Origin of the sequence: Pseudomonas sp. UW4, from assembly GCF_000316175.1 — a bacterium.
Lineage (GTDB): Bacteria > Pseudomonadota > Gammaproteobacteria > Pseudomonadales > Pseudomonadaceae > Aquipseudomonas > Aquipseudomonas laurylsulfatiphila.
The window spans coordinates 2,913,818-2,931,921 of record NC_019670.1 but is presented as its reverse complement, the minus strand read 5'-3'; the positions used below and the strand labels follow the sequence as shown (position 1 = coordinate 2,931,921).

Here is an 18,104-nt window from a genome sequence, read left to right as displayed (position 1 = left end):
TAAACGGCGGGTTATCCTTGCTGATCTGCGTTGCATGCTTTTTTGCGCCACCTCGGGAACTTGTCCGGATCTGCCACTTACTGATGCAAGAGGCCGGTGATTTCCAGCGACCGGCAATGCCAATCTTTTCAGGAAGTCCACTATGTCATCCGCCAACGCCTACACCATCCTCGTCGTCGAAGACGATGCCATCGTGCGCATGCTGATTGTCGACGTACTCGAGGAGCTGGAGTTCAAGGTGCTGGAGGCCGACGGCAGCGTACACGCGCTGGAGACGCTCAGGGACTCCAAGCAACGCATTGACCTGATGATGACGGATGTCGGCCTGCCGATCATGGATGGCCGCGAACTGGCCAAAGAAGCACGTGTCTTGCGTCCTGCCCTGCCCATTCTGTTTGCCAGCGGTTATGCCGAAAGCATCGACGTGCCCGCCGACATGCACGTGATCGGCAAACCCTTCTCCATTGATCAGTTGCGCGACAAAGTCAAAGGCATTCTCGAGTGACCTGGCGATCCACTGTGGTTTAATGCGCGCCTTTTTTGTCCCTGCCCTGTCTTCGCTTCAAGGAAATTCCGTACATGATTGAGCCCCGCGCAACCAAAGTCCTGGTCATTGGTTACGTCTGGCCCGAGCCCCGTTCTTCGGCGGCCAGCGGGCATGTCATGCAGATTCTCGAGGTCTTCCTGGAGCAAGGCTGGGACATCACCTTCAGCAGCCCGGCAGGTTTCGGCGAACAGCGCGCAGACCTGACGGCGCTGGGTATTCGTGAAGTCCCCATCGAGCTGAACAACAGCAGTTTCGACACCTTCATCAGTGAACTGGCGCCGGACATCGTGTTGTTCGATCAATTCATGATGGAGGAACAGTTCGGTTGGCGGGTCGAAAAGTATTGTCCCGATGCGTTGCGCGTGCTGGAAAGTTGCGACTTGCAAAGCCTCAGGCATGGTCGGCATCAACGCCTCAAGGAGCGCTTGAAGGCCAGTGAGGACAACAATGACTTCAGCGGTCTGTTTGCCCCGGCGTCGCGTGAAGAGTTTGAACACATGGCCAACACCGATCTGGCCAAGCGCGAGATCGCCTCGTTTTATCGTTGTGATTTGACGCTGATGGTTTCCGAAGTGGAAATCGAATTGTTGGTCGAGCAGTTCAGAATTCCGCGCAACTTGCTGCACTGGTGCCCGTTGATGGTCGATCTTCCGGGCGGCGCGCCAGTAGAGTACGAAGATCGCGCGCATTTCCTGCACATCGGCAACTTTCGCCATGCGCCCAACTGGGATGCCGTGCTCTGGCTGAAAACCGCGATCTGGCCGCTGATTCGCGCGCAACTGCCTGATGCGCAGTTGCACATCTATGGCGCGTACACCCCGCCCAAGGCCACTGCCCTGCACAACGCGGCACAGGGCTTTCATGTGCTTAACTGGGCAGAAGATGCCTTGCAGGTGATGTCGAAGACTCGGGTGTGCCTGGCACCGCTGCGTTTCGGCGCCGGCATCAAAGGCAAGATCGTCGATGCGATGCTCTGTGGAACACCCAATGTCACCACGCCAGTGGGCGCCGAAGCCATGCACGATCAAGAGCCCTGGCCCGGTGCCATAACCCGTACGGCGCGCGAGTTCGCCGACAGCGCCGTGCGGCTTTATCAGGACAAGGCGCAGTGGCTTGTCGCCCAGGCCCAGGCCCGTCACCTATTGAGCAGCCGCTACCCGCAGTCCACCCATGGCCCTGCGTTGATCGAAAGGCTGATCGAATGCCAGAGGCATTTGCCACAGATCAGGCGCGATAACTTTACAGGCAGCATGTTGCGCCATCATCAACACAAAAGTACCCAGTACATGGCGCAATGGATCGAGGAAAAAAATCGCAATCAAGCACACACCTTGTAGCGCTCGCCCATATCCCCATCAAAACGCCGACAGAATACTCACTGAATTCCGTCGGCGTTTTGCATTTCAGGGTGGCTAACCTATTCAAGGCACCGCGACGCTGTAGATAAGTAACACCACTCCCTTTGTCACTCCGGATAGTTTCGGGCTGCCTTGAACTTGAAGCCTTCAGGTTGCCAGTGCATTCAGACAAAGGAGAAACAATGACAGTCAAAAAAACGGAATTTATCTACAAACAGAACTGGATGAGCAACATCCTCGACGTAGACAGATTAAGACTCACCGATATTGTCTGGCCCTGCACCCATAACGCCGGGATGGACAAAAAAGCACCTGATTTTGATGATGTGACCGGTAACTGGACCACTTGCCAGAGCGATTCATTTGCCTGGCAACTGGCCAATGGCGCACGGGCCTTGGATATTCGCCTCGAATACGCGGAAGATCCGCAAGCGGTTTTTTACTTTCAGCACAGTGGCCATCGCTCGGGTCGGGTACTGGACGAATTAATCGAGGCAGTGCTGTCGTTTCTTGATGACAACCCGGATGAATTCCTCGTACTGGACTTTCATGAACTCAGGGATGGCAGCAAGCCTTTCGATTATAAAAAGCTCAACGACCAACTGGTGCGGCGACTCGGGATGCGGGTCATACTTCCCGCCAACAGGCATGCCACCGTGGGCGAACTCAAGCACTCCAGTACAAGTCGGCGAGTTGTCATGGCGGCGCCATTCAGGCCTGGTCTGGACGATAACTATTTCTGGCCGCGTATCCCCCACAAATGGCGCGACAGTTCATTTACCAGTTCCGGCGATCTGCGGACCTATATTGCGAGAACCCTGAAAAATGCGTCTTACGACACATTTTTTTGGTCATTGTCGGCAACTGCCTACACGCTATTTGGCGGGCCAAGGAATATCAAAGAAGAGATCAACGACTGGTTCAATACCACCGCAGACTGGGTGACGCGTTGCAGCATCATCAATACCGACTTTTTCGACACATCTGAAATTGTCCGTTACTGCTGGAGTGCCAGCAGCATGAAGGCCGTTTACGGCCCCTCACTGCACAAAACATGATCGAGGCGAGAAAACAGCAAAGTGCGCACAACTCGCGCTCGCTGGCCTGCCGCTACCCAACATCCCGTATGAAGTTGATGATTGACCGCGCGCGTCCCACGACAAAATACTTGATCGCCTTCAATCAACACTACTTTGGCGCAACTTGTTATTCATCAATCAATGCAAGGACGCATTAATGAACAATACGACCCGAGACGATTACGCACTCAATAACTGGATGAGCGCTACACCGGCAATCGATAACCTCTCGCTTGGTGAACTTACGCTACCCGGCACACACAATGCAGGGTGCGACCGGCAAGCGAGCTATCCACTGATCCCCGGCGCGCACTGGCTGGCCTGCCAGCACGATTCGTTCGCAGCTCAACTCAACAACGGTTCACGCGCACTCGATTTACGACTGGACTTTGACGGCCCGGCCACAGAGTTTGAAAAATTCCGATTCCAGCACAATGGCTATCGCTCATCTCGTAACCTGTTAGCTTTATTTGCTGCAGTGAATCTGTTTTTGCGCGATAACCCTGACGAGTTTGTGATTCTGGATTTCCATCAACTCAAGGACGGGCAACAATCGTTCGACTATGCACTCTTCAACGAGATGATGCTCCGTTATCTTGGCGAGAGAATAATCCCTACCGGCAATAGAGGCCTGCCACTTGGCGAGCTAAAGAAAATCAGCGGCAAGCAGCGAGTTCTGGTAGCGGCCCAACAACATCCGGAGTTAAATCCCGCCTGGTTCTGCGAGAAAATCGAACACAAATGGAGCGGGATTGGCGACACAAGTGTCAAGGAACTGGAGCAGCACATCACGAACGTGTTGAGGTCGCCACCTCCCCGTACCAGCTTGTGGTCACTGTCCGCCACTAGCTACTCAAAAGCTGGAGGCCCCGTCGATATCCACGATGAACTGGATAACTGGTTTGACCCCACCACCCACGACCGAAGCGAAAGGTGCAACATTATCAATGTCGATTTCATGGAGGAGTCGCAACTGGTTGCCTACTGCCGTAGCGCGAGCTTGATAAATGCCAGAAAAGCCAGAAATCCCGGATAGTACCGAAAGCCGAGAAGGCTCCTGTCAGGTTTCGCAACGTCGACAACTGGCATTAGCCCCCGCACAAGAGGCATGATCAGGACACGATAACAAGAAAAGTGTATCGACATGCCCCGTAATGCCAGAGTCACCGATCCTTCCTACGAATTGATGGACGACCACAACGGCTTGTCCATCATTTACCGCCAGCATGGTTTCCCCTGCCTGTTGGTGCGCTGGCATTTCCACAAGGAATACGAGCTGCACCTGATCGTCGCCAGTTCCGGCAAGGTATTCATTGGCGACTATATCGGCAACTTCTATCCGCAAACCCTGTTCCTGACCGGCCCCAACCTGCCCCATAACTGGATCAGCCAGGTGGCCGAGGACGAAGTGGTGCCCAAGCGCGACGGGCTTCAACAACATTTCCAACTTCAACCGGCGCTTCCAGCAGCTCAAGGGCATGACGCCTTCGCATTACCGGCGATTGGTGGTGCAGCGGCTGACCGAGCAAAACCAGGGATAGCCGCTGGTCGCAACTGGTAGTTTTGACAGTGGTTTGGCCGTGATGGGTTATCCATGCTTGCAGCAACCCAGTCATCCACATCGAGACCTCGGTCCATGCGCCTTGCCACCCCAAAAAACATCGACGAATACGCACGCTTCGACAAACCGGGAGACACCCAACAGTGGACGGGCGAAGGTGAAATAAAACAGGATGACATCATCAAAGAGAACTGCTGGTTTTCAACCCGCGCCCGTCGGGATTTTGGGCAGCAACTTGCGCCGTCGATTGACGTCCGGGTGCTGATCCGCCTCCGCGGTCTTCTTCCCGGCGAAACATTGATTGCTGAGCATCCCGCTGGTGTCCACGAGATCCAGGGGCTGCCTTTTCGTCAGCACAGCTCGTACCTGATTACAGGTGCAAAAGCCGATGCGGATGGAAAATTCTTCGTGCAGTTTAAATTGGCCACCGGACAAACCATGTCGATTGAGTCAATCCAGGTACAAGCGCCCGTGCGGCGACGCAAAGTATGGACTCGCATTTCAGCATTTCTCCATCAGTGCAAAATAGTATCAGCCAAAGTGCTGCCAACAACATGATGGGGGCCATCGGCACCGGCAATATCCGGCCCGGTGCAATCACCATGAGCCTCGGCTCGTCAGGCACGGTGTGGCCCTTGCCGATCAGCCGAATGTCGCCCCGGAGGCCGCAGTCACCACGTTCTGTTCTTCCAGTGGCGGCTGGCTGCCATTGATCTGCACCATGAACCTGACCAACGCCACCGGCCTGATTCGCGACCTGCTGGACCTCGACATCGATCAGTTCAACGCACTGGTTGCCAAAGCCCCCATTGGTGCCGAAGGCGTGAGCATGCTGCCGTTCTTCAACGGCGAGCGGGTACCCGCCCTGCCCCATGCCAGCGGCAGCCTGTCGGGCCTGACCATGAGCAACCTGACCCGGGCCAATCTGTGCCGCGCGGTCGTCGAAGGCACGACGTTCGGTTTGCGTTACGGACTGGACCTGCTACGCCACAATGGCTTACAAAGCCGCAGCATTCGGCTGATCGGTGGCGGTTCGAAAAGCGCGGTGTGGCGGCAGATCGTCGCCGACATCATGAATACCCCCGTGATCTGCACGAAACAAAGCGAGGCCGCGGCCCTGGGTGCGGCAATCCAGGCGGCCTGGTGCGTATCCTGGACAAACGGAAACGGACTCAGCCTGGCGGACTTGTGCGAGCGTTGCGTAAAACTCGACCCGGCCGGTGAAACCCTGCCGGTCTCCGACAATGTACAAGCCAGTCAGCAGGCTTATGAACGCTATCGACAGCAAGTCGCAACCCTTTGAAGAGTGAACAACTATGTACCTGGTGTGTGGCGAAGCGCTGTTCGATTTTTTCAGTGAAGACGACGCCGGCGGTCTGGCGTCCAAAGTGAATTTCAAAGCCATCGCCGGTGGCTCGCCGTTCAACGTGGCAGTGGGATTGCGCCGGTTGGGCGTGGATTCGGCGCTGTTGGCCGGGTTGTCCACCGACTACCTGGGCCGACGCCTGTTGCAGGTGCTGCAGGATGAAGGTGTGCGCCAGGACTTCCTGCTGGATTTCGCCGCGCCGACCACCCTGGCGATGGTCGCCGTAGGCGCCAATGGCTCGCCGCAATACAGCTTCCGTGGCGAAGGTTGCGCCGATCGACAGTTGAAACCGGAGCACCTGCCGGCACTCGGGCCTGAAGTGCGCGGCCTGCATATCGGATCGTTTTCCCTGGTGGTGCAGCCGATTGCCGACACCCTGTTGGCATTGGTGCGCCGGGAAAGTGGCAAACGCCTGATCAGCCTCGACCCGAACGTGCGCCTGAACCCGGAACCGGACATTGAATTGTGGCGTAAACGGATCGCGACGCTGGTGCAATTGGCCGACCTGATCAAGGTCAGCGACGAGGACCTGCATCTGTTGTACCCAGGCCAGGACCCGGCGCAAGTGATCGAGGGCTGGATGCAGCATCGCTGCCAGCTGGTGTTCCTGACCCGGGGCGGCGAAGGCGCGACCGTGTTCAGCCGGGTTCACGGCTCGTGGTCGACTCCAGCCTGCGCGGTAAAAATCGCCGACACCGTAGGCGCGGGCGATACCTTTCAAGCGGCGTTGATTGCCTGGTTGACCGAGCAGCAACTGGATTCCGTGGAGGGTGTGAAGCAACTTGGCCGCGAGCAGATTGACGGCATGCTGAAGTTTGCGGTGCAGGCGGCGGCGTTGACGTGCAGCAAGACCGGGCCGGATCTGCCTTATCGGGAGCAGCTGGATCTGCGCTGAATTCGAGGGCCACTTCGCGAGCAGGCTCGCTCCCACAGGGTTCGGGGTCGCTCATGACATTTGTGTCGACGCTTGGGCAATGTGGGAGCGAGCCTGCTCGCGATGGTCTTAACTGATACACAGGATCGCGCCCTCGCGACAGGCGGCGTTCAGCCGGGTTAACCCTCGTTTAACCGTGCGGTCCAACACTTCACTGGACCGCACGCCCTCAGACTGTTCTGACGCCCGGTGCGGCAGGTTCGACAGGCCACACATCGAACTGACTTCCCGTACGCACTGGAGATCGCTGATGAACACTCACATCCTGCTGGTTACCGTCGCCCTCGCCTACACCGCGTTTACTGGCCTGGCCCAGGCCAATGACACCGCTACCTCTCAGGCCGTGCCCTATCACTACGGCATGCCATTGCATGTCAGCAAAGTGATTTCACTGACCGAGCCAGACACCCTGGAGTGCAAAGTGGTGAAGGCCGACATGAAGTACATCGATGACACGGGAAAACCCGCAGAAATCACCTACCGTAAACTTTCCGACGCCTGCGAGAACCAAGGCTGACCGAAACGTCTGATTTGATACCTGGCAGTATTCCTTTGAGGGCTGCGGCGCTATGCTCTAGCGCCCCCCTCACTGCCCGCAAGGATTGGCCATGCAGTTTTCGTTTCGCACCTTGTCGATGTTTACCGCCGCCTTATGCCTTTTATTGAGCCTGGTCTGGGGTTTGGCACCTCAATGGCTACTGTCGCTCTGGGGTATCGAATTTTCATTCGTGGCAGGATTGGTCGCGCGCCGCACCGCCGTGCTGTTCGCAGCGTTTAGCGTGCTCTCTTACCTGGTTCGCAACGCATCCCCTTGCGCAACCCGCAATGCGCTGAGCCTCGGCTTCGTCGTCGGCTGCTGGGGATTGGCCGTGCTGGGTTTTGCCGAATGGCTCGCCGGCCATGTCGGGCCGGGCATGTTGCTGGCTGTCGGGCTTGAACTGGCGCTGGGCCTGGCATTCTTCCAGACCCGGCACGTGTCGGTGGAACTCGAAACTGCAGGTTAAAGCGCTTTGCCCAGTATGGAGTGTGGCTCGACTTCTACGTGATGCTGTCCGGAACGCAGTTGGGTAATCAACTCGTTTATTTCCCGACAACCATTGAGTCCGGAGGCATCGATGCCGGTGACATTTAGATCGAGATGATCGGTTTGCCCGTCGGCATAAACCTTCACGGTCATCAACAGATCCGGTGACAACGTGCACTCGCAACGCTTGGGTAAAAAGCTGGTTTCGATAATACGGCGAAGTTCCAAGGCAGAAAGAAACATGGCGACCCTCTCCTTTGTGAGACTGCCAATCAACATCAACGCTCGCTCGTATGCTCTCTCATATAAAAGCCCGGCAAGCTTCAAGGACAGCTACAGCATAAAACATACCCCGGATTTCGGAGTGCAGCTCATCGGCAATTCAAGGGTTTAGGTCAGTCACCTGTAAAACCTGCCGTGCAGTTTGCAATGTACGCCCCTGGCGCCCCCTGCAGTTTGCACGTTTGGCGCCGCGGGTTTGCATTCGTGCCACACGACAGTGAAAATGCCGCCCTTCACTTCAAGCAAGGAGGCATCATGAATTCTTTGGCCGTTAACGCTGGCGCTGCGCTGTTCGCACTGGGGCTTGCCAGCGTGGCGCACGCTGCCAAACTCGAAGACACCGCGCCCTATCCGAAAGCCGAGAGCGGGTTTACCCGCCAGGTGATTCACCTGGCGCCACAGCCCCGGGAAGACGACTTCCAGGTCGAGATCCTGGCCGGCAAAACCATGACCGTAGATTGCAACCGCCCTCGTCTGGGCGGCATTCTCGAAGAGAAAAACCTCGAGGGTTGGGGCTACCCCTTCTATCGCCTGGAAAAAGTCATTGGCCCGATGAGCACGCTGATGGCCTGCCCGGACGGCACGAGCAAACAGGGTTTTGTGCCAGTGGTCGGTGACGGCTTCCTGCTGCGTTACAACAGCAAGCTGCCGCTCGTGCTGTACGTGCCCAAGGACATCGAAGTGCGCTACCGAATCTGGTCGGCGTCGAACAAGGTCGAGAAGGCCATTCAGGAATAACCCGGGCATCTGTTATCGGCCTGCACCAGAGTCATGCCGGCGCGCTGCTCAACGCGGCGCGCTCGGCCACATGCCCCAGGCTGTCAAAATTGATGTTGGCACCGGAGTCGATGGCGACCAGCGTCTGGCCGCGTCCCCCGCTGCGTGCCACGTACTGTTTGATTCCGGCCACGGCCAGCGCACCGGAAGGTTCGGTGATCGAGCGGGTATCGTCGTAGATATTCTTGATGGCGGCGCAAAGCTCATCATTGCTGACCGTCACCACCTCATCAACGCAAAACCGGCAAACCTCAAAACCGTAAGCGCCGATCTGCGCCACCGCCACCCCATCGGCAAAGGTGCCGACCTTGGGCAGGATGACTCGCTCACCGGCCAGCAACGCGGCTTGCAGGCACGCGGAATGCTCCGACTCGACGCCAACGATGCGCACCTGCGGCCGCAAGTATTTGATGTAAGCGGCGATGCCTGCGATCAGCCCCCCGCCACCCACCGGCACGAAAATCGCGTCCAGCGGCCCTTGATGCTGACGCAGGATTTCCATGGCCACCGTGCCTTGGCCCGCGATCACATCCGGATCATCAAAGGGCGAAACAAAGGTGCGCCCGCTTTCCGCGGCCAGCTCCAGTGCATAGGTCAGCGCAAACGGAAAACTTTCGCCATGCAATACCGCATCGGCGCCCCGGCTACGAACTCCGATCACCTTCAATTGCGGCGTCGTGCAAGGCATTACGATAGTGGCGCTGATTCCCAACTCCCGCGCAGCCAGCGCCACACCCTGCGCATGATTACCGGCAGAAGCCGTGACCACGCCGCGAGCCTTTTGCGTATCGCTCAGTTGCACCAGCTTGTTGTAGGCGCCGCGGATCTTGAAGGAAAAGGTCGGTTGCAAGTCTTCGCGCTTGAGCAGGACCTGGTTGCCCAGTGCCTCGGACAAGGCCGGTGCCGCTTGCAAAGGCGTGCGCACCGCCAGTTCATACACCGGCGCGGCAAGGATTTTTTTGACGTAGCGTTCAAGCAAGGCTTGCTGGTCGGTTGTAAAACTCATGGTCGTCTCCTGACATTGATCGGGGCCCGGGAGACAGAAAGTAAAAACCCGCCTCGAGGGCGGGTTGGGTGCTGCAGTCGTGAGCTAGCCCGCCAAATGAGGAATGGCGGTAATAATGCTTGGCTGGCAGCGCAATACGGTGGAAGTCATGGCTCGAAATTAGCCGGGCGTTGATGGCAAGTCAATGGCAAATTTGTGCAGATCCCTCTAGGCTGCCGATTCCAGTCATTGCCCAAGGAAGGAACAGATGAATTCCATTGCCCTGCCCCTTATCGCCCTGATCGCCTTTGCCGGCTATACCCTTTCGGTGATGCTCCAGGCCGAACAATCGCTGATCGACTTCGGCATCAGCTTGATGTCACGTCCAGATACCGCCCAGGTGGTGATCGATCTTTATTTGCTGGCGACGCTGGCGGGTATCTGGATGTACCGGGATGCGCGAAAGCGCGGGCTGTCGACGCTTTCGGTGTTGCCCTATCTATTGATCACCGCTGTGTTTGTGTCGGTTGGGCCATTGTTGTATCTGGTGGTACGCGGGGTTCAGGATCGCAAGAAATTGCCTGCCGCGACTCGACAGTTGTAGAAACCTTGAAATTGCTTTCGCGAGCAAGCCCGCTCCCACACGGGTCTTGCGCCCACTGGAGTCCCCTGTGGGAGCGGGCTTGCTCGCGAAGGGGTCATCAGATTCGACATCATCATTGCCTGACTCACCGCCATCATTTCGCCAACCGCTTGAGCCCCACCACCATCGCCCCCGCCCCGATCATCATCGTCGACAGCAGCAAGGGGTAGGAAACCCACCACGGCGTTCCCGCCGTCATCATGCTGAACTCGGACATGCCTCCGATGCTCGCAATCAGGTTCAATGGCAAAAACACCACGTTGATCAACGTCAGCTTGCGCAGCAGGTTGTTCATGCTGTTGTTCATCAGGTTGCCCCGGGCGTCGATGAGGCCGGAGAACACCGTCGAATAGATTTCCGCCTGCTTGTAACACTGGTTGTTTTCGATGATCAGGTCATCGATCAGGCTGATGGCCTCGGCGTTGAAGCCCTGCTTTTGCGCATGATTGCGCAGTCTATTCAGCACGGCGCCATTGCTGTGAATCGCATTGATGTAATAGATCAGGCTCTCGCTGAGGTTGAACATCTGGATCAGATGCTGATTCTGCATCGAGGCGTTGAATTTCTGCTGCAATTCCCGGGCGATCAGCTTGATCACCTTCAAGTGCCCCAGATAGTGGTGGATGTTGTTGAACAGCAGATCGAGCAGGACATCCAGTGGCGTGTCGAGCGCCTGGCGCTTGCCGAGCCCGTTGAGCGGTGCGTCATCGGTGGCGATCACCAGCAAGCGCCCCGGAGAAAACAGCAGGCCACAGGACGACACCTGGAACCCCAGGTTGTCGGCGCCGGAGTAACTGTCCGGACGCTTCCAGATCAGGAACAGGTTGTCGGGATGGAACTCGATGCGCGACACCTCGTCAGGGTCCAGCGCCGAGGCCAAGGCGTGTTCGTCGAGTTTGAAATGACTGTGCAGCAGGTCGCGCTCGGCCGCATCGGGGTGACTGAACAGCACCACCTCGGCATCCAGTCGCTCGACGGCCTGCAGCATTCCACCGCTCAACTGAAAACTCTTGATCATCGCTGCTTCACCAGGCCTGGCCGCGACGTTTAAGCTCCAGACGCCGAACGAACTCTTCCAGCACCAGTGAATACAGATCGTCCTGCAGGTAGGCGTCTTCGATGCCGGCGTCCATGTTCGGGTTGTCGTTGACCTCGATCACCACCACTTTGTCGCCGGATTGTTTGAGGTCGACCCCGTAGAGACCGTCGCCGATCAGGTTGGCCGTCTTCACCGCCAGTTCCACCACCGCGCGCGGCGCTTCGTGAACCGCCAGGGTGCGGCATTCACCGTTGATGTCCTGGCCCTTGGCCTTGTGGTTGTAGATTTGCCAGTGGCCCTTGGACATGAAGTACTGGCAGGCAAAGATCGGTTTGCGGTTGAGCACGCCAATGCGCCAGTCGTACTCGGTGTAGAAGAACTCCTGGGCCAGCAACAGCACCGAATGTTCGAACAGTTCGGCGGTGGCTTCGAGCAACGCCTGCTGGCTCTCGACCTTGATCACGCCCCGGGAGAAACAACCGTCGGGGATCTTCAACACCAGCGGAAAGCCCAGTCGTTCGCCAACCCGCTCAAAGTCTTCCGGTCGCTCCTTGTAGAGGATTTCAGTGGCGGGCATGCCCAGTTGATGACTCTTGAGCAGATCGGTCAGATACACCTTGTTGGTGCAGCGCAGGATCGACGTCGGGTCGTCCATCACCACCAGCCCTTCGCTCTCGGCTTTCTTGGCGAAGCGATAGGTATGGTTGTCGACGCTGGTGGTCTCGCGGATCAACAAACCGTCGTATTCGGCAATCCGTGCATAGTCCTTGCGCTCGATCAAATCGACATCGATGCCCAGGGTCCGGCCGACCCGGACGAAGTTGTCCAGCGCCCTGGCATTCGACGGTGGCAGGGCTTCCTCGGGATCGTGGAGGATGGCCAGGTCGTAGCGGGCCAGCCGCCGTGAGCGCGGCTGGCGCCAGATCTTGCGACTGAAACTGTCGAGGGAGTGGGCAAACTGATCTTCCTGATCCTCCCGCAACTTGTGCAACGCACCCGACTTGATGCCTTCGATATGCCAGCCGTTAGTTTGGCGAAATTCAACTAACAAGATCGGACAGGCAAACACTTCAAATAACTGTCTGGCCAAATCCTGCAAGGGTTCAATATTGGTCTTGCCGAAATACAGCGTCAGGGTAAACCCTTCGGTGTCACTGTAAGCATGATGACTGAGGGCTTTTTCCAGGGTTTTATCCAGGTCGTCAAGAGCCAGGCCATAGAGGGATTTTCGGGTCAGTTCGCTGATGGTTCGCACCGACGGAATGACCTTGTGCCCACGGGCCTCAGCCAGCAGCGAGCAGTAATAACCGTGTCCCAGGTACTTGTAACTACGACACAGGTTGATGACCTGCACGCGCTTGCCCTGCTCATTGTCGCGGGTTTGCTCCAGATATTCCTGGGCGGTGACGATGTCCTCGCTGGGAAAATAGGAGGCCCAGTCTTCCTTGCGTTCGACGATGATAATCAACTGGCTGGAAGTTTTATTGGAATCATTTAAATAAGTTGCCGAAGTGATTGCTGTCGGCAAAGTTTGCTCGGATACTTCGCGCCAATGACCTTGTACCGCTGACATAGTGATTGATCCGTTGGAGAACAAGACCTTTCCTATTAAGCACGAACTTTTTCGAAAGTCCCGTTTCGTTACGTAACTTTTACGGTGGTCAGTATGAATACAGTTTTTCGTTTGGCGGTAATAGAAGACTTACCCGAACTGCTGCAACTTGAAGAGCAATGCTTTACCACCGATCGGCTCAACAGTCGCAGCTTTCAATGGATGATCAGCCGCGCCAACGGGCAACTGCTCGTGGCCCAGCGCGGCGAGCATCTGCTGGGTTACGCCCTGGTGCTTTTCCATCGAGGTACGTCGCTGGCGCGCCTCTATTCGATAGCCATCGCGGCTCAGGCGCGGGGCAATGGCCTGGGCAAGCAACTGCTCGATCGCACCGAAGCCATTGCCCTGGAACACGATTGCGCCTATCTGCGTCTGGAGGTGCGTATCGACAATCCGGCGGCGATTGCCCTGTATGAACGTAACGGTTACCGGCGCTTTGCCCTGATCCACGACTATTATCAGGACCACGCCGATGCGTTGCGCCTGGAAAAGCGCATCCTCCAGCACCGCGAATCACGCAACATCCAAGTACCCTACTACCCACAGACCACCGATTTCACCTGCGGTCCGGCCTGCCTGCTCATGGCCATGGGCGCGTTGCAGCCGAGGCGTTTGCTGGAGCGGCGTGAAGAACTGCAAATCTGGCGCGAGGCAACTACCGTGTTCATGACCTCCGGCCACGGTGGCTGCAGCCCGCAAGGCCTGGCATTGGCGGCCTGGCGCCGCGAATTTCGGGTGCGCCTGCAACTGAGCAAGGCCGGGCCGTTGTTCCTTGACGGGGTGCGCGATGAGCATAAAAAAGACGTAATGCGCCTGGTGCACGAAGAGTTCACCGCGCAGCTGCTTGCCAGTGACGTCCTGTGCGAGATCGGCGAGCCACTGAATCTTGCGCAACTGCTGGAGCATGGCGGGCAGCCATTGGTGCTGATCAGCAGCTATCGCCTGACCCGCTCCAAATCGCCGCACTGGGTGATAGTGACAGATTGCGATGAAGAATTTGTCTATCTGCACGATCCCGATGTGGACCACAGCCAGCATCGCCAGGCCATGGACTGCCAGCACCTGCCGGTCAGCCATGGGGAGTTCGAGAAGATGTGCAGCTTCGGCCGGGACAAATTGAGGGCGGCTGTAATTGTGTATGGACAGAAGCAGTAGCTGCTTTTGTGGTCGCTCCAACAGCCTTCGCGATCCCACACTTGAAATGCATTCCCCTGTGGGAGCGGGCTTGCTCGCGAAGGCGGCGTGTGAGTTTCACTTCAATCCGACCTTATACAACGCACCATCCTCTTCATCGGTCAACACATACAAATACCCATCCGGCCCCTGCCGCACGTCGCGAATACGCTTTCTCAACGCCCCGAGCAAGCGCTCCTCGTGAACCACCTTGTCGCCATCGAACTCCAGGCGGATCAGCTCCTGGCTGACCAACGCGCCGATGAACACATTGCGTTGCCAGGCCTTGAATCGATCGGCATCGTAGAACGCCATGCCGCTAAGGCCCGGGGACTTTTCCCAGACATGGTTCGGGGCAACGGTGCCTTCAACGGTTTCACCCCTGGCTTCAGGAATCGGTTTACCGGAGTAGTTGATGCCATGGGTCGCCAGCGGCCAGCCGTAATTCCTGCCGCGCTCGATGATGTTGATTTCATCGCCGCCCAGAGGGCCATGTTCGTTTTCCCACAGCGTGCCGTTCCACGGGTTGAGCGCCGCACCTTGCGGGTTGCGCTGGCCGTAGGACCAGATTTCCGGGCGCACGTTGGCCTGACCGACAAAGGGGTTGTCCTTGGGCACCGTGCCGTCCGGGTAGATTCGCACCACCTTGCCTTGCAGCTTGTCGAGGTCCTGGGCGGTCGGGCGCTCGTTGTTTTCCCCCAGCGTCACGAACAGATAGCCGTCTCGATCGAACACCAGCCGCGAACCGAAATGGTTGCCTTGCGAGAGTTTGGGCTCCTGGCGCAGGATCACCTGGAAGTCCTTGATTGCCGTCAGATCGTCGGAGAGCCGGCCGCGCCCCACCGCAGTACCGGCCTTATTGTCCTCTCCCCCCCCTTCGGCATAGGACAGGTAGACCATCCGGTCCTTTCTGAAATCGGGTGACAACGCAACGTCGAGCAAGCCCCCCTGCCCCTTGGTCCAGACCGTTGGCACGCCATTGAGCGGTGCCGACAGCTTGCCATCGGCGGTGACCAGCCGCAGGTTGCCGGGCCGCTCGGTGACCAGCATGCTTTTACCATCCGGCAGGAATGCCAGCGCCCAGGGGTGCTCCAGTCCCGTCACGACAGGGGTCACCTCGAGTGTGCCCTCTTCGCTTTTCATCGTCTGGGTGGGCGCGGCAAGCACAGGGACAGTGGCGGTGATCAATACGCTGGTACAGAGGATTGCCAATGAGTTTTTACGCAACATGCAGACTCCTTTTCTGATGATCATGAGATCTGAAAAAAACCTGGGCACACGTCATGCCGGCCGCTCAACGGTTGCCGGTGCCAGCATCTCGTGGCGCAGGATTGGGAATGAATGTCGGTGGGCTGGCGGGAGCGCTGCGCTCGGGATAGCGATTCCCGATGCCGCCGTTGTCCAGTGTCGGAGGGCGCGGGACCGGCACGGTACTGGGCCCGCGAATGGCCGGGGCACTGGGTCGGGTGCCTTGCATGCTGTTGGGGTTGGCCCGGTTGATCGGGCTGCTGTAAGGATTATTGTTGGTGTTGCCCGGCAGATTCTGGGCCATACGCAGCGAAGCAGAGGTATCGGCCTCGACCATTGGGCCCAGTACAGCACTCAGGGCCAGCGCAATGGCGCCAGACACGTATCGGTTCATGGCGGTGCCTCGCTACGTCACGTGGATAAGAACTTCGATATCACGCTACGCCCGGGGTTCGTATTTGTTAACAAAAACCTCCCCGGCAAGATGTAACACGACGTTGATCCGGTTAAAGGAACGGCCCCAAAGACCACGGAAACTTTTGCTCGAGGCCGCAGGTCACCTGAACATCACTCGCGAGTAGACGACCATGGCACGGGCAATCTGGAAAGGCGCAATCAGCTTCGGACTGGTGCATATCCCCGTGGCGCTGGTCTCGGCAACGTCTTCCCGGGGCGTCGATTTCGACTGGCTCGACAGCCGCAGCATGGACCCGGTGGGCTATAAGCGTGTCAACAAGGTCACGGGCAAGGAAGTCACCAAGGAGCACATCGTCAAGGGCGTGCAATACGAAAAAGGCCGGTACGTGGTGCTCAGTGAGGAGGAGATCCGCAGCGCTCACCCGCTCTCGACCCAGACCATCGACATTTTTTCCTTTGTCGACGGCGAGCAGATTCCCTTGCAGAACATCGACACGCCCTACTACCTGGCACCCGACAAGCGCGGCGGCAAGGTCTATGCATTGCTGCGCGAAACCCTGAGCAAAACCGGCAAGGTCGCCCTCGCCCATGTGGTACTGCACACCCGACAGCACTTGGCCGCGCTGATGCCGCTGGAGTCGGCGCTGGTGCTGGTGATGCTGCGCTGGCCGGCGGAAGTTCGAAGCCTCGATGAGTTGGCGCTGGGCAGCGAAGTGACCCGGCCGGAACTGGCCAAGGGCGAACTGGACATGGCCAGGCGCCTGGTGGAGGACATGAGCGCCCAGTGGACGCCGCAAGACTATCGGGATGGTTTCGAGGACAAGATCATGGCCCTGGTGGACAAGAAGGCCCATGAAGGCAAGATTGAAGACGTTGAAACGGCCTCTGGTGAAGAGCTACGTAAAACGGCGGATGTCATTGACCTGACCGAACTGCTCAAGCGTAGCCTGGGCAGCAAGGGTGCCGGCAAAGCAACGGCCAGGCCCAAGGCGAACAGCAAACCGGCGGCGAAGAAGAAAGCCGGTAAGTGATTGGCGGGATGTCCCGGCCTCTGCGTCGGAACACCGCCCGGACATACCACTCAGATCAGAATGATGACCACCAGCAACCCCGCGAAGATCGACCACTTTTCGAGGTAGTAAAGCTTGCGGTTGCGTTTCTTCAGTTGTTTGCCGTGCAGGCGAACCTTGTAAATCTTGCCGAACAGGCGGTTGAGGCCGCCGGTCTTGTCGCCCGCCTCGTTTGGCGCACCCGACGCCGACATGACATGGCGACTGAACCAGCGATTGAATGCCGCTGCCCATCTGTATTTCATTGGCCGCTCGACGTCGCAGAACAAAATGATGCGGTTCTGCTGCGTGGTGTTTTCTGCGTAATGAATGTAGGTCTCATCGAACATCACCGCTTCGCCATCGCGCCAATGGTAGTCCTGGCCATCGACATTGATATAGCAACCCTCGGCGTTGGGGGTTTCCAGCCCCAGGTGATAACGGTACGAACCGGCATACGGGTCGCGGTGGCGCACCAGTCTGGATCCCGGTGGCAACTCGGCGAACATTGCCGCCTTGATCGAACCAATGCCCTGCACCAGTTCGGTGGTGCGCGGGCAGAGCTTCATGGCCGATGGATGGCTGTCGCCGTACCATTTGAGATAGAAGCGCTTCCAGCCGGTCTTGAAAAACGAGTTGAAACCGACGTCATCGAATTGGTTCGAACGTTTGATCTCACCGGCCCGAAGCAAATTCTGGCCTTCGGCACGAATTTCTTCCCAGTGCGCCTGCAGCGGACTCAGATCGGGGAAGTCGGCCGGGTCGAGATAGGGTTTGTTGGGGATTTTGGAAAACAGATAAAGAAAGCAATTGATCGGCGCCAGAAACGTCGAGTGATCACTCAACTGGCGGCCCAGTTTATGGCGCACTTGGCCACGCAGGTGGACATACGCAATAGAGACAACGTAGATAACGGCAATGATCAGTTTCACGGAAATCGTCACACGTCAGAAGAAAACAAACTGCGCCCTTTACCGGAATGCCGGTCTCCGGGTCTTGTGCAGCGGCTG

The 18,104-nt window shown here is 57.7% G+C and carries 19 protein-coding genes and 2 pseudogenes; 14 read left to right on the top strand and 7 right to left on the bottom strand.

Going from position 1 to position 18,104, the window contains the following annotated elements:
* Positions 1-142 precede the first annotated feature (142 nt).
* The 10 genes and pseudogenes from PPUTUW4_RS12820 (at position 143) to PPUTUW4_RS12780 (ending at position 7,849) form a co-directional block, all read left to right on the top strand.
* Entirely contained in the window at positions 143-505 is a 363-nt protein-coding gene (locus PPUTUW4_RS12820; protein WP_015095028.1) for a response regulator, read from the top strand.
* A 74-nt stretch (positions 506-579) separates the two neighbouring features.
* Positions 580-1,884, top strand: a complete 1,305-nt coding sequence (locus PPUTUW4_RS12815) for a glycosyltransferase (RefSeq protein ID WP_015095027.1) — start codon at positions 580-582, stop codon at positions 1,882-1,884.
* 203 nt (positions 1,885-2,087) lie between these two features.
* Positions 2,088-2,963 (top strand): hypothetical protein, encoded by an 876-nt coding sequence (locus PPUTUW4_RS12810; RefSeq protein ID WP_015095026.1) that lies wholly within the window; start codon positions 2,088-2,090, stop codon positions 2,961-2,963.
* A gap of 178 nt (positions 2,964-3,141) precedes the next feature.
* The gene (locus PPUTUW4_RS12805; protein WP_015095025.1) at positions 3,142-4,020 is read left to right on the top strand and encodes a hypothetical protein; all 879 of its coding nucleotides are present in this window, start codon (positions 3,142-3,144) and stop codon (positions 4,018-4,020) included.
* A 108-nt stretch (positions 4,021-4,128) separates the two neighbouring features.
* A pseudogene (locus tag PPUTUW4_RS12800) lies at positions 4,129-4,410 on the top strand (AraC family transcriptional regulator); the annotation flags it as partial.
* A 210-nt stretch (positions 4,411-4,620) separates the two neighbouring features.
* Positions 4,621-5,103, top strand: coding sequence for a hypothetical protein (locus PPUTUW4_RS29210; protein WP_015095024.1), 483 nt, complete (start codon positions 4,621-4,623; stop codon positions 5,101-5,103).
* Positions 5,094-5,848: pseudogene (locus tag PPUTUW4_RS12795) on the top strand (FGGY-family carbohydrate kinase); the annotation flags it as partial. The gene PPUTUW4_RS29210 and the pseudogene PPUTUW4_RS12795, both read left to right, overlap by 10 nt.
* Before the next feature lie 13 nt (positions 5,849-5,861).
* A complete protein-coding gene (locus tag PPUTUW4_RS12790) occupies positions 5,862-6,806 on the top strand; it encodes a carbohydrate kinase (RefSeq protein ID WP_015095023.1) in 945 nt (314 codons plus the stop codon).
* Positions 6,807-7,095: 289 nt separating this feature from the next.
* A complete protein-coding gene (locus tag PPUTUW4_RS12785; RefSeq protein ID WP_015095022.1) occupies positions 7,096-7,362 on the top strand; it encodes a DUF2790 domain-containing protein in 267 nt (88 codons plus the stop codon).
* A 91-nt stretch (positions 7,363-7,453) separates the two neighbouring features.
* Entirely contained in the window at positions 7,454-7,849 is a 396-nt protein-coding gene (locus PPUTUW4_RS12780) for a hypothetical protein (RefSeq protein ID WP_015095021.1), read from the top strand.
* Here the strand turns inward: PPUTUW4_RS12780 and PPUTUW4_RS12775 are convergent.
* Complete coding sequence (locus PPUTUW4_RS12775) at positions 7,846-8,112, bottom strand: DUF1652 domain-containing protein (RefSeq protein ID WP_015095020.1); 267 nt, start codon at positions 8,110-8,112, stop codon at positions 7,846-7,848. The two genes, PPUTUW4_RS12780 and PPUTUW4_RS12775, sit on opposite strands and share 4 nt — an antisense overlap.
* 294 nt (positions 8,113-8,406) lie before the next feature.
* Between PPUTUW4_RS12775 and eco the strand changes: the two genes are divergently transcribed.
* Positions 8,407-8,889: a serine protease inhibitor ecotin gene (gene eco / locus PPUTUW4_RS12770; RefSeq protein WP_015095019.1), complete on the top strand. Its 483-nt coding sequence runs from the start codon at positions 8,407-8,409 to the stop codon at positions 8,887-8,889.
* 31 nt (positions 8,890-8,920) lie between these two features.
* On the opposite strand, the gene ilvA is transcribed toward eco, so the two are convergent.
* Positions 8,921-9,934, bottom strand: a complete 1,014-nt coding sequence (gene ilvA, locus PPUTUW4_RS12765) for a threonine ammonia-lyase, biosynthetic (protein ID WP_015095018.1) — start codon at positions 9,932-9,934, stop codon at positions 8,921-8,923.
* A 247-nt stretch (positions 9,935-10,181) separates the two neighbouring features.
* Between ilvA and PPUTUW4_RS12760 the strand changes: the two genes are divergently transcribed.
* Positions 10,182-10,517 (top strand): DUF2834 domain-containing protein, encoded by a 336-nt coding sequence (locus tag PPUTUW4_RS12760; protein ID WP_015095017.1) that lies wholly within the window; start codon positions 10,182-10,184, stop codon positions 10,515-10,517.
* Between the two features lie 133 nt (positions 10,518-10,650).
* Here the strand turns inward: PPUTUW4_RS12760 and PPUTUW4_RS12755 are convergent, their stop codons facing one another.
* Positions 10,651-11,574 carry a magnesium transporter CorA family protein gene (locus tag PPUTUW4_RS12755; protein ID WP_015095016.1) on the bottom strand — a complete coding sequence of 308 codons (924 nt, stop codon included), beginning with the start codon at positions 11,572-11,574 and terminating at the stop codon, positions 10,651-10,653.
* Positions 11,575-11,581: 7 nt separating this feature from the next.
* Positions 11,582-13,168, bottom strand: a complete 1,587-nt coding sequence (locus PPUTUW4_RS12750) for a RimK family protein (protein ID WP_015095015.1) — start codon at positions 13,166-13,168, stop codon at positions 11,582-11,584.
* Between the two features lie 93 nt (positions 13,169-13,261).
* Here PPUTUW4_RS12750 and PPUTUW4_RS12745 point away from each other — a divergent pair, with 93 nt between their 5' ends.
* Positions 13,262-14,362, top strand: coding sequence for a GNAT family N-acetyltransferase/peptidase C39 family protein (locus tag PPUTUW4_RS12745; protein ID WP_015095014.1), 1,101 nt, complete (start codon positions 13,262-13,264; stop codon positions 14,360-14,362).
* A gap of 96 nt (positions 14,363-14,458) precedes the next feature.
* Here the strand turns inward: PPUTUW4_RS12745 and PPUTUW4_RS12740 are convergent, their stop codons facing one another.
* Positions 14,459-15,610: a PQQ-dependent sugar dehydrogenase gene (locus PPUTUW4_RS12740; protein ID WP_015095013.1), complete on the bottom strand. Its 1,152-nt coding sequence runs from the start codon at positions 15,608-15,610 to the stop codon at positions 14,459-14,461.
* A gap of 64 nt (positions 15,611-15,674) precedes the next feature.
* Positions 15,675-16,022, bottom strand: a complete 348-nt coding sequence (locus tag PPUTUW4_RS12735; protein ID WP_015095012.1) for a hypothetical protein — start codon at positions 16,020-16,022, stop codon at positions 15,675-15,677.
* A gap of 193 nt (positions 16,023-16,215) precedes the next feature.
* On the opposite strand from PPUTUW4_RS12735, the gene PPUTUW4_RS12730 reads away from it, so the two are divergent.
* Positions 16,216-17,076: a Ku protein gene (locus PPUTUW4_RS12730; RefSeq protein ID WP_015095011.1), complete on the top strand. Its 861-nt coding sequence runs from the start codon at positions 16,216-16,218 to the stop codon at positions 17,074-17,076.
* A 50-nt stretch (positions 17,077-17,126) separates the two neighbouring features.
* On the opposite strand, the gene lpxO is transcribed toward PPUTUW4_RS12730, so the two are convergent.
* Positions 17,127-18,026, bottom strand: a complete 900-nt coding sequence (gene lpxO, locus PPUTUW4_RS12725; protein WP_015095010.1) for a lipid A hydroxylase LpxO — start codon at positions 18,024-18,026, stop codon at positions 17,127-17,129.
* Between the last annotated feature and the right edge of the window lie 78 nt (positions 18,027-18,104).

What these genes read in the sequence shown, in the direction of transcription:
- PPUTUW4_RS12760 (WP_015095017.1), top strand. Translation starts at nt 10,182, where the DNA reads ATGAATTCCATTGCCCTGCCCCTTATCGCCCTGATCGCCTTTGCCGGC.
- PPUTUW4_RS12820 (WP_015095028.1), top strand. Translation starts at nt 143, where the DNA reads ATGTCATCCGCCAACGCCTACACCATCCTCGTCGTCGAAGACGATGCC.
- PPUTUW4_RS12730 (WP_015095011.1), top strand. Translation starts at nt 16,216, where the DNA reads ATGGCACGGGCAATCTGGAAAGGCGCAATCAGCTTCGGACTGGTGCAT.
- PPUTUW4_RS12775 (WP_015095020.1), bottom strand. Translation starts at nt 8,112, where the DNA reads ATGTTTCTTTCTGCCTTGGAACTTCGCCGTATTATCGAAACCAGCTTT.
- eco (WP_015095019.1), top strand. Translation starts at nt 8,407, where the DNA reads ATGAATTCTTTGGCCGTTAACGCTGGCGCTGCGCTGTTCGCACTGGGG.
- ilvA (WP_015095018.1), bottom strand. Translation starts at nt 9,934, where the DNA reads ATGAGTTTTACAACCGACCAGCAAGCCTTGCTTGAACGCTACGTCAAA.
- PPUTUW4_RS12755 (WP_015095016.1), bottom strand. Translation starts at nt 11,574, where the DNA reads ATGATCAAGAGTTTTCAGTTGAGCGGTGGAATGCTGCAGGCCGTCGAG.
- PPUTUW4_RS12750 (WP_015095015.1), bottom strand. Translation starts at nt 13,168, where the DNA reads ATGTCAGCGGTACAAGGTCATTGGCGCGAAGTATCCGAGCAAACTTTG.
- PPUTUW4_RS12780 (WP_015095021.1), top strand. Translation starts at nt 7,454, where the DNA reads ATGCAGTTTTCGTTTCGCACCTTGTCGATGTTTACCGCCGCCTTATGC.
- PPUTUW4_RS12805 (WP_015095025.1), top strand. Translation starts at nt 3,142, where the DNA reads ATGAACAATACGACCCGAGACGATTACGCACTCAATAACTGGATGAGC.
- PPUTUW4_RS12790 (WP_015095023.1), top strand. Translation starts at nt 5,862, where the DNA reads ATGTACCTGGTGTGTGGCGAAGCGCTGTTCGATTTTTTCAGTGAAGAC.
- PPUTUW4_RS12745 (WP_015095014.1), top strand. Translation starts at nt 13,262, where the DNA reads ATGAATACAGTTTTTCGTTTGGCGGTAATAGAAGACTTACCCGAACTG.
- PPUTUW4_RS12740 (WP_015095013.1), bottom strand. Translation starts at nt 15,610, where the DNA reads ATGTTGCGTAAAAACTCATTGGCAATCCTCTGTACCAGCGTATTGATC.
- PPUTUW4_RS12735 (WP_015095012.1), bottom strand. Translation starts at nt 16,022, where the DNA reads ATGAACCGATACGTGTCTGGCGCCATTGCGCTGGCCCTGAGTGCTGTA.
- PPUTUW4_RS12815 (WP_015095027.1), top strand. Translation starts at nt 580, where the DNA reads ATGATTGAGCCCCGCGCAACCAAAGTCCTGGTCATTGGTTACGTCTGG.
- PPUTUW4_RS29210 (WP_015095024.1), top strand. Translation starts at nt 4,621, where the DNA reads ATGCGCCTTGCCACCCCAAAAAACATCGACGAATACGCACGCTTCGAC.
- PPUTUW4_RS12785 (WP_015095022.1), top strand. Translation starts at nt 7,096, where the DNA reads ATGAACACTCACATCCTGCTGGTTACCGTCGCCCTCGCCTACACCGCG.
- PPUTUW4_RS12810 (WP_015095026.1), top strand. Translation starts at nt 2,088, where the DNA reads ATGACAGTCAAAAAAACGGAATTTATCTACAAACAGAACTGGATGAGC.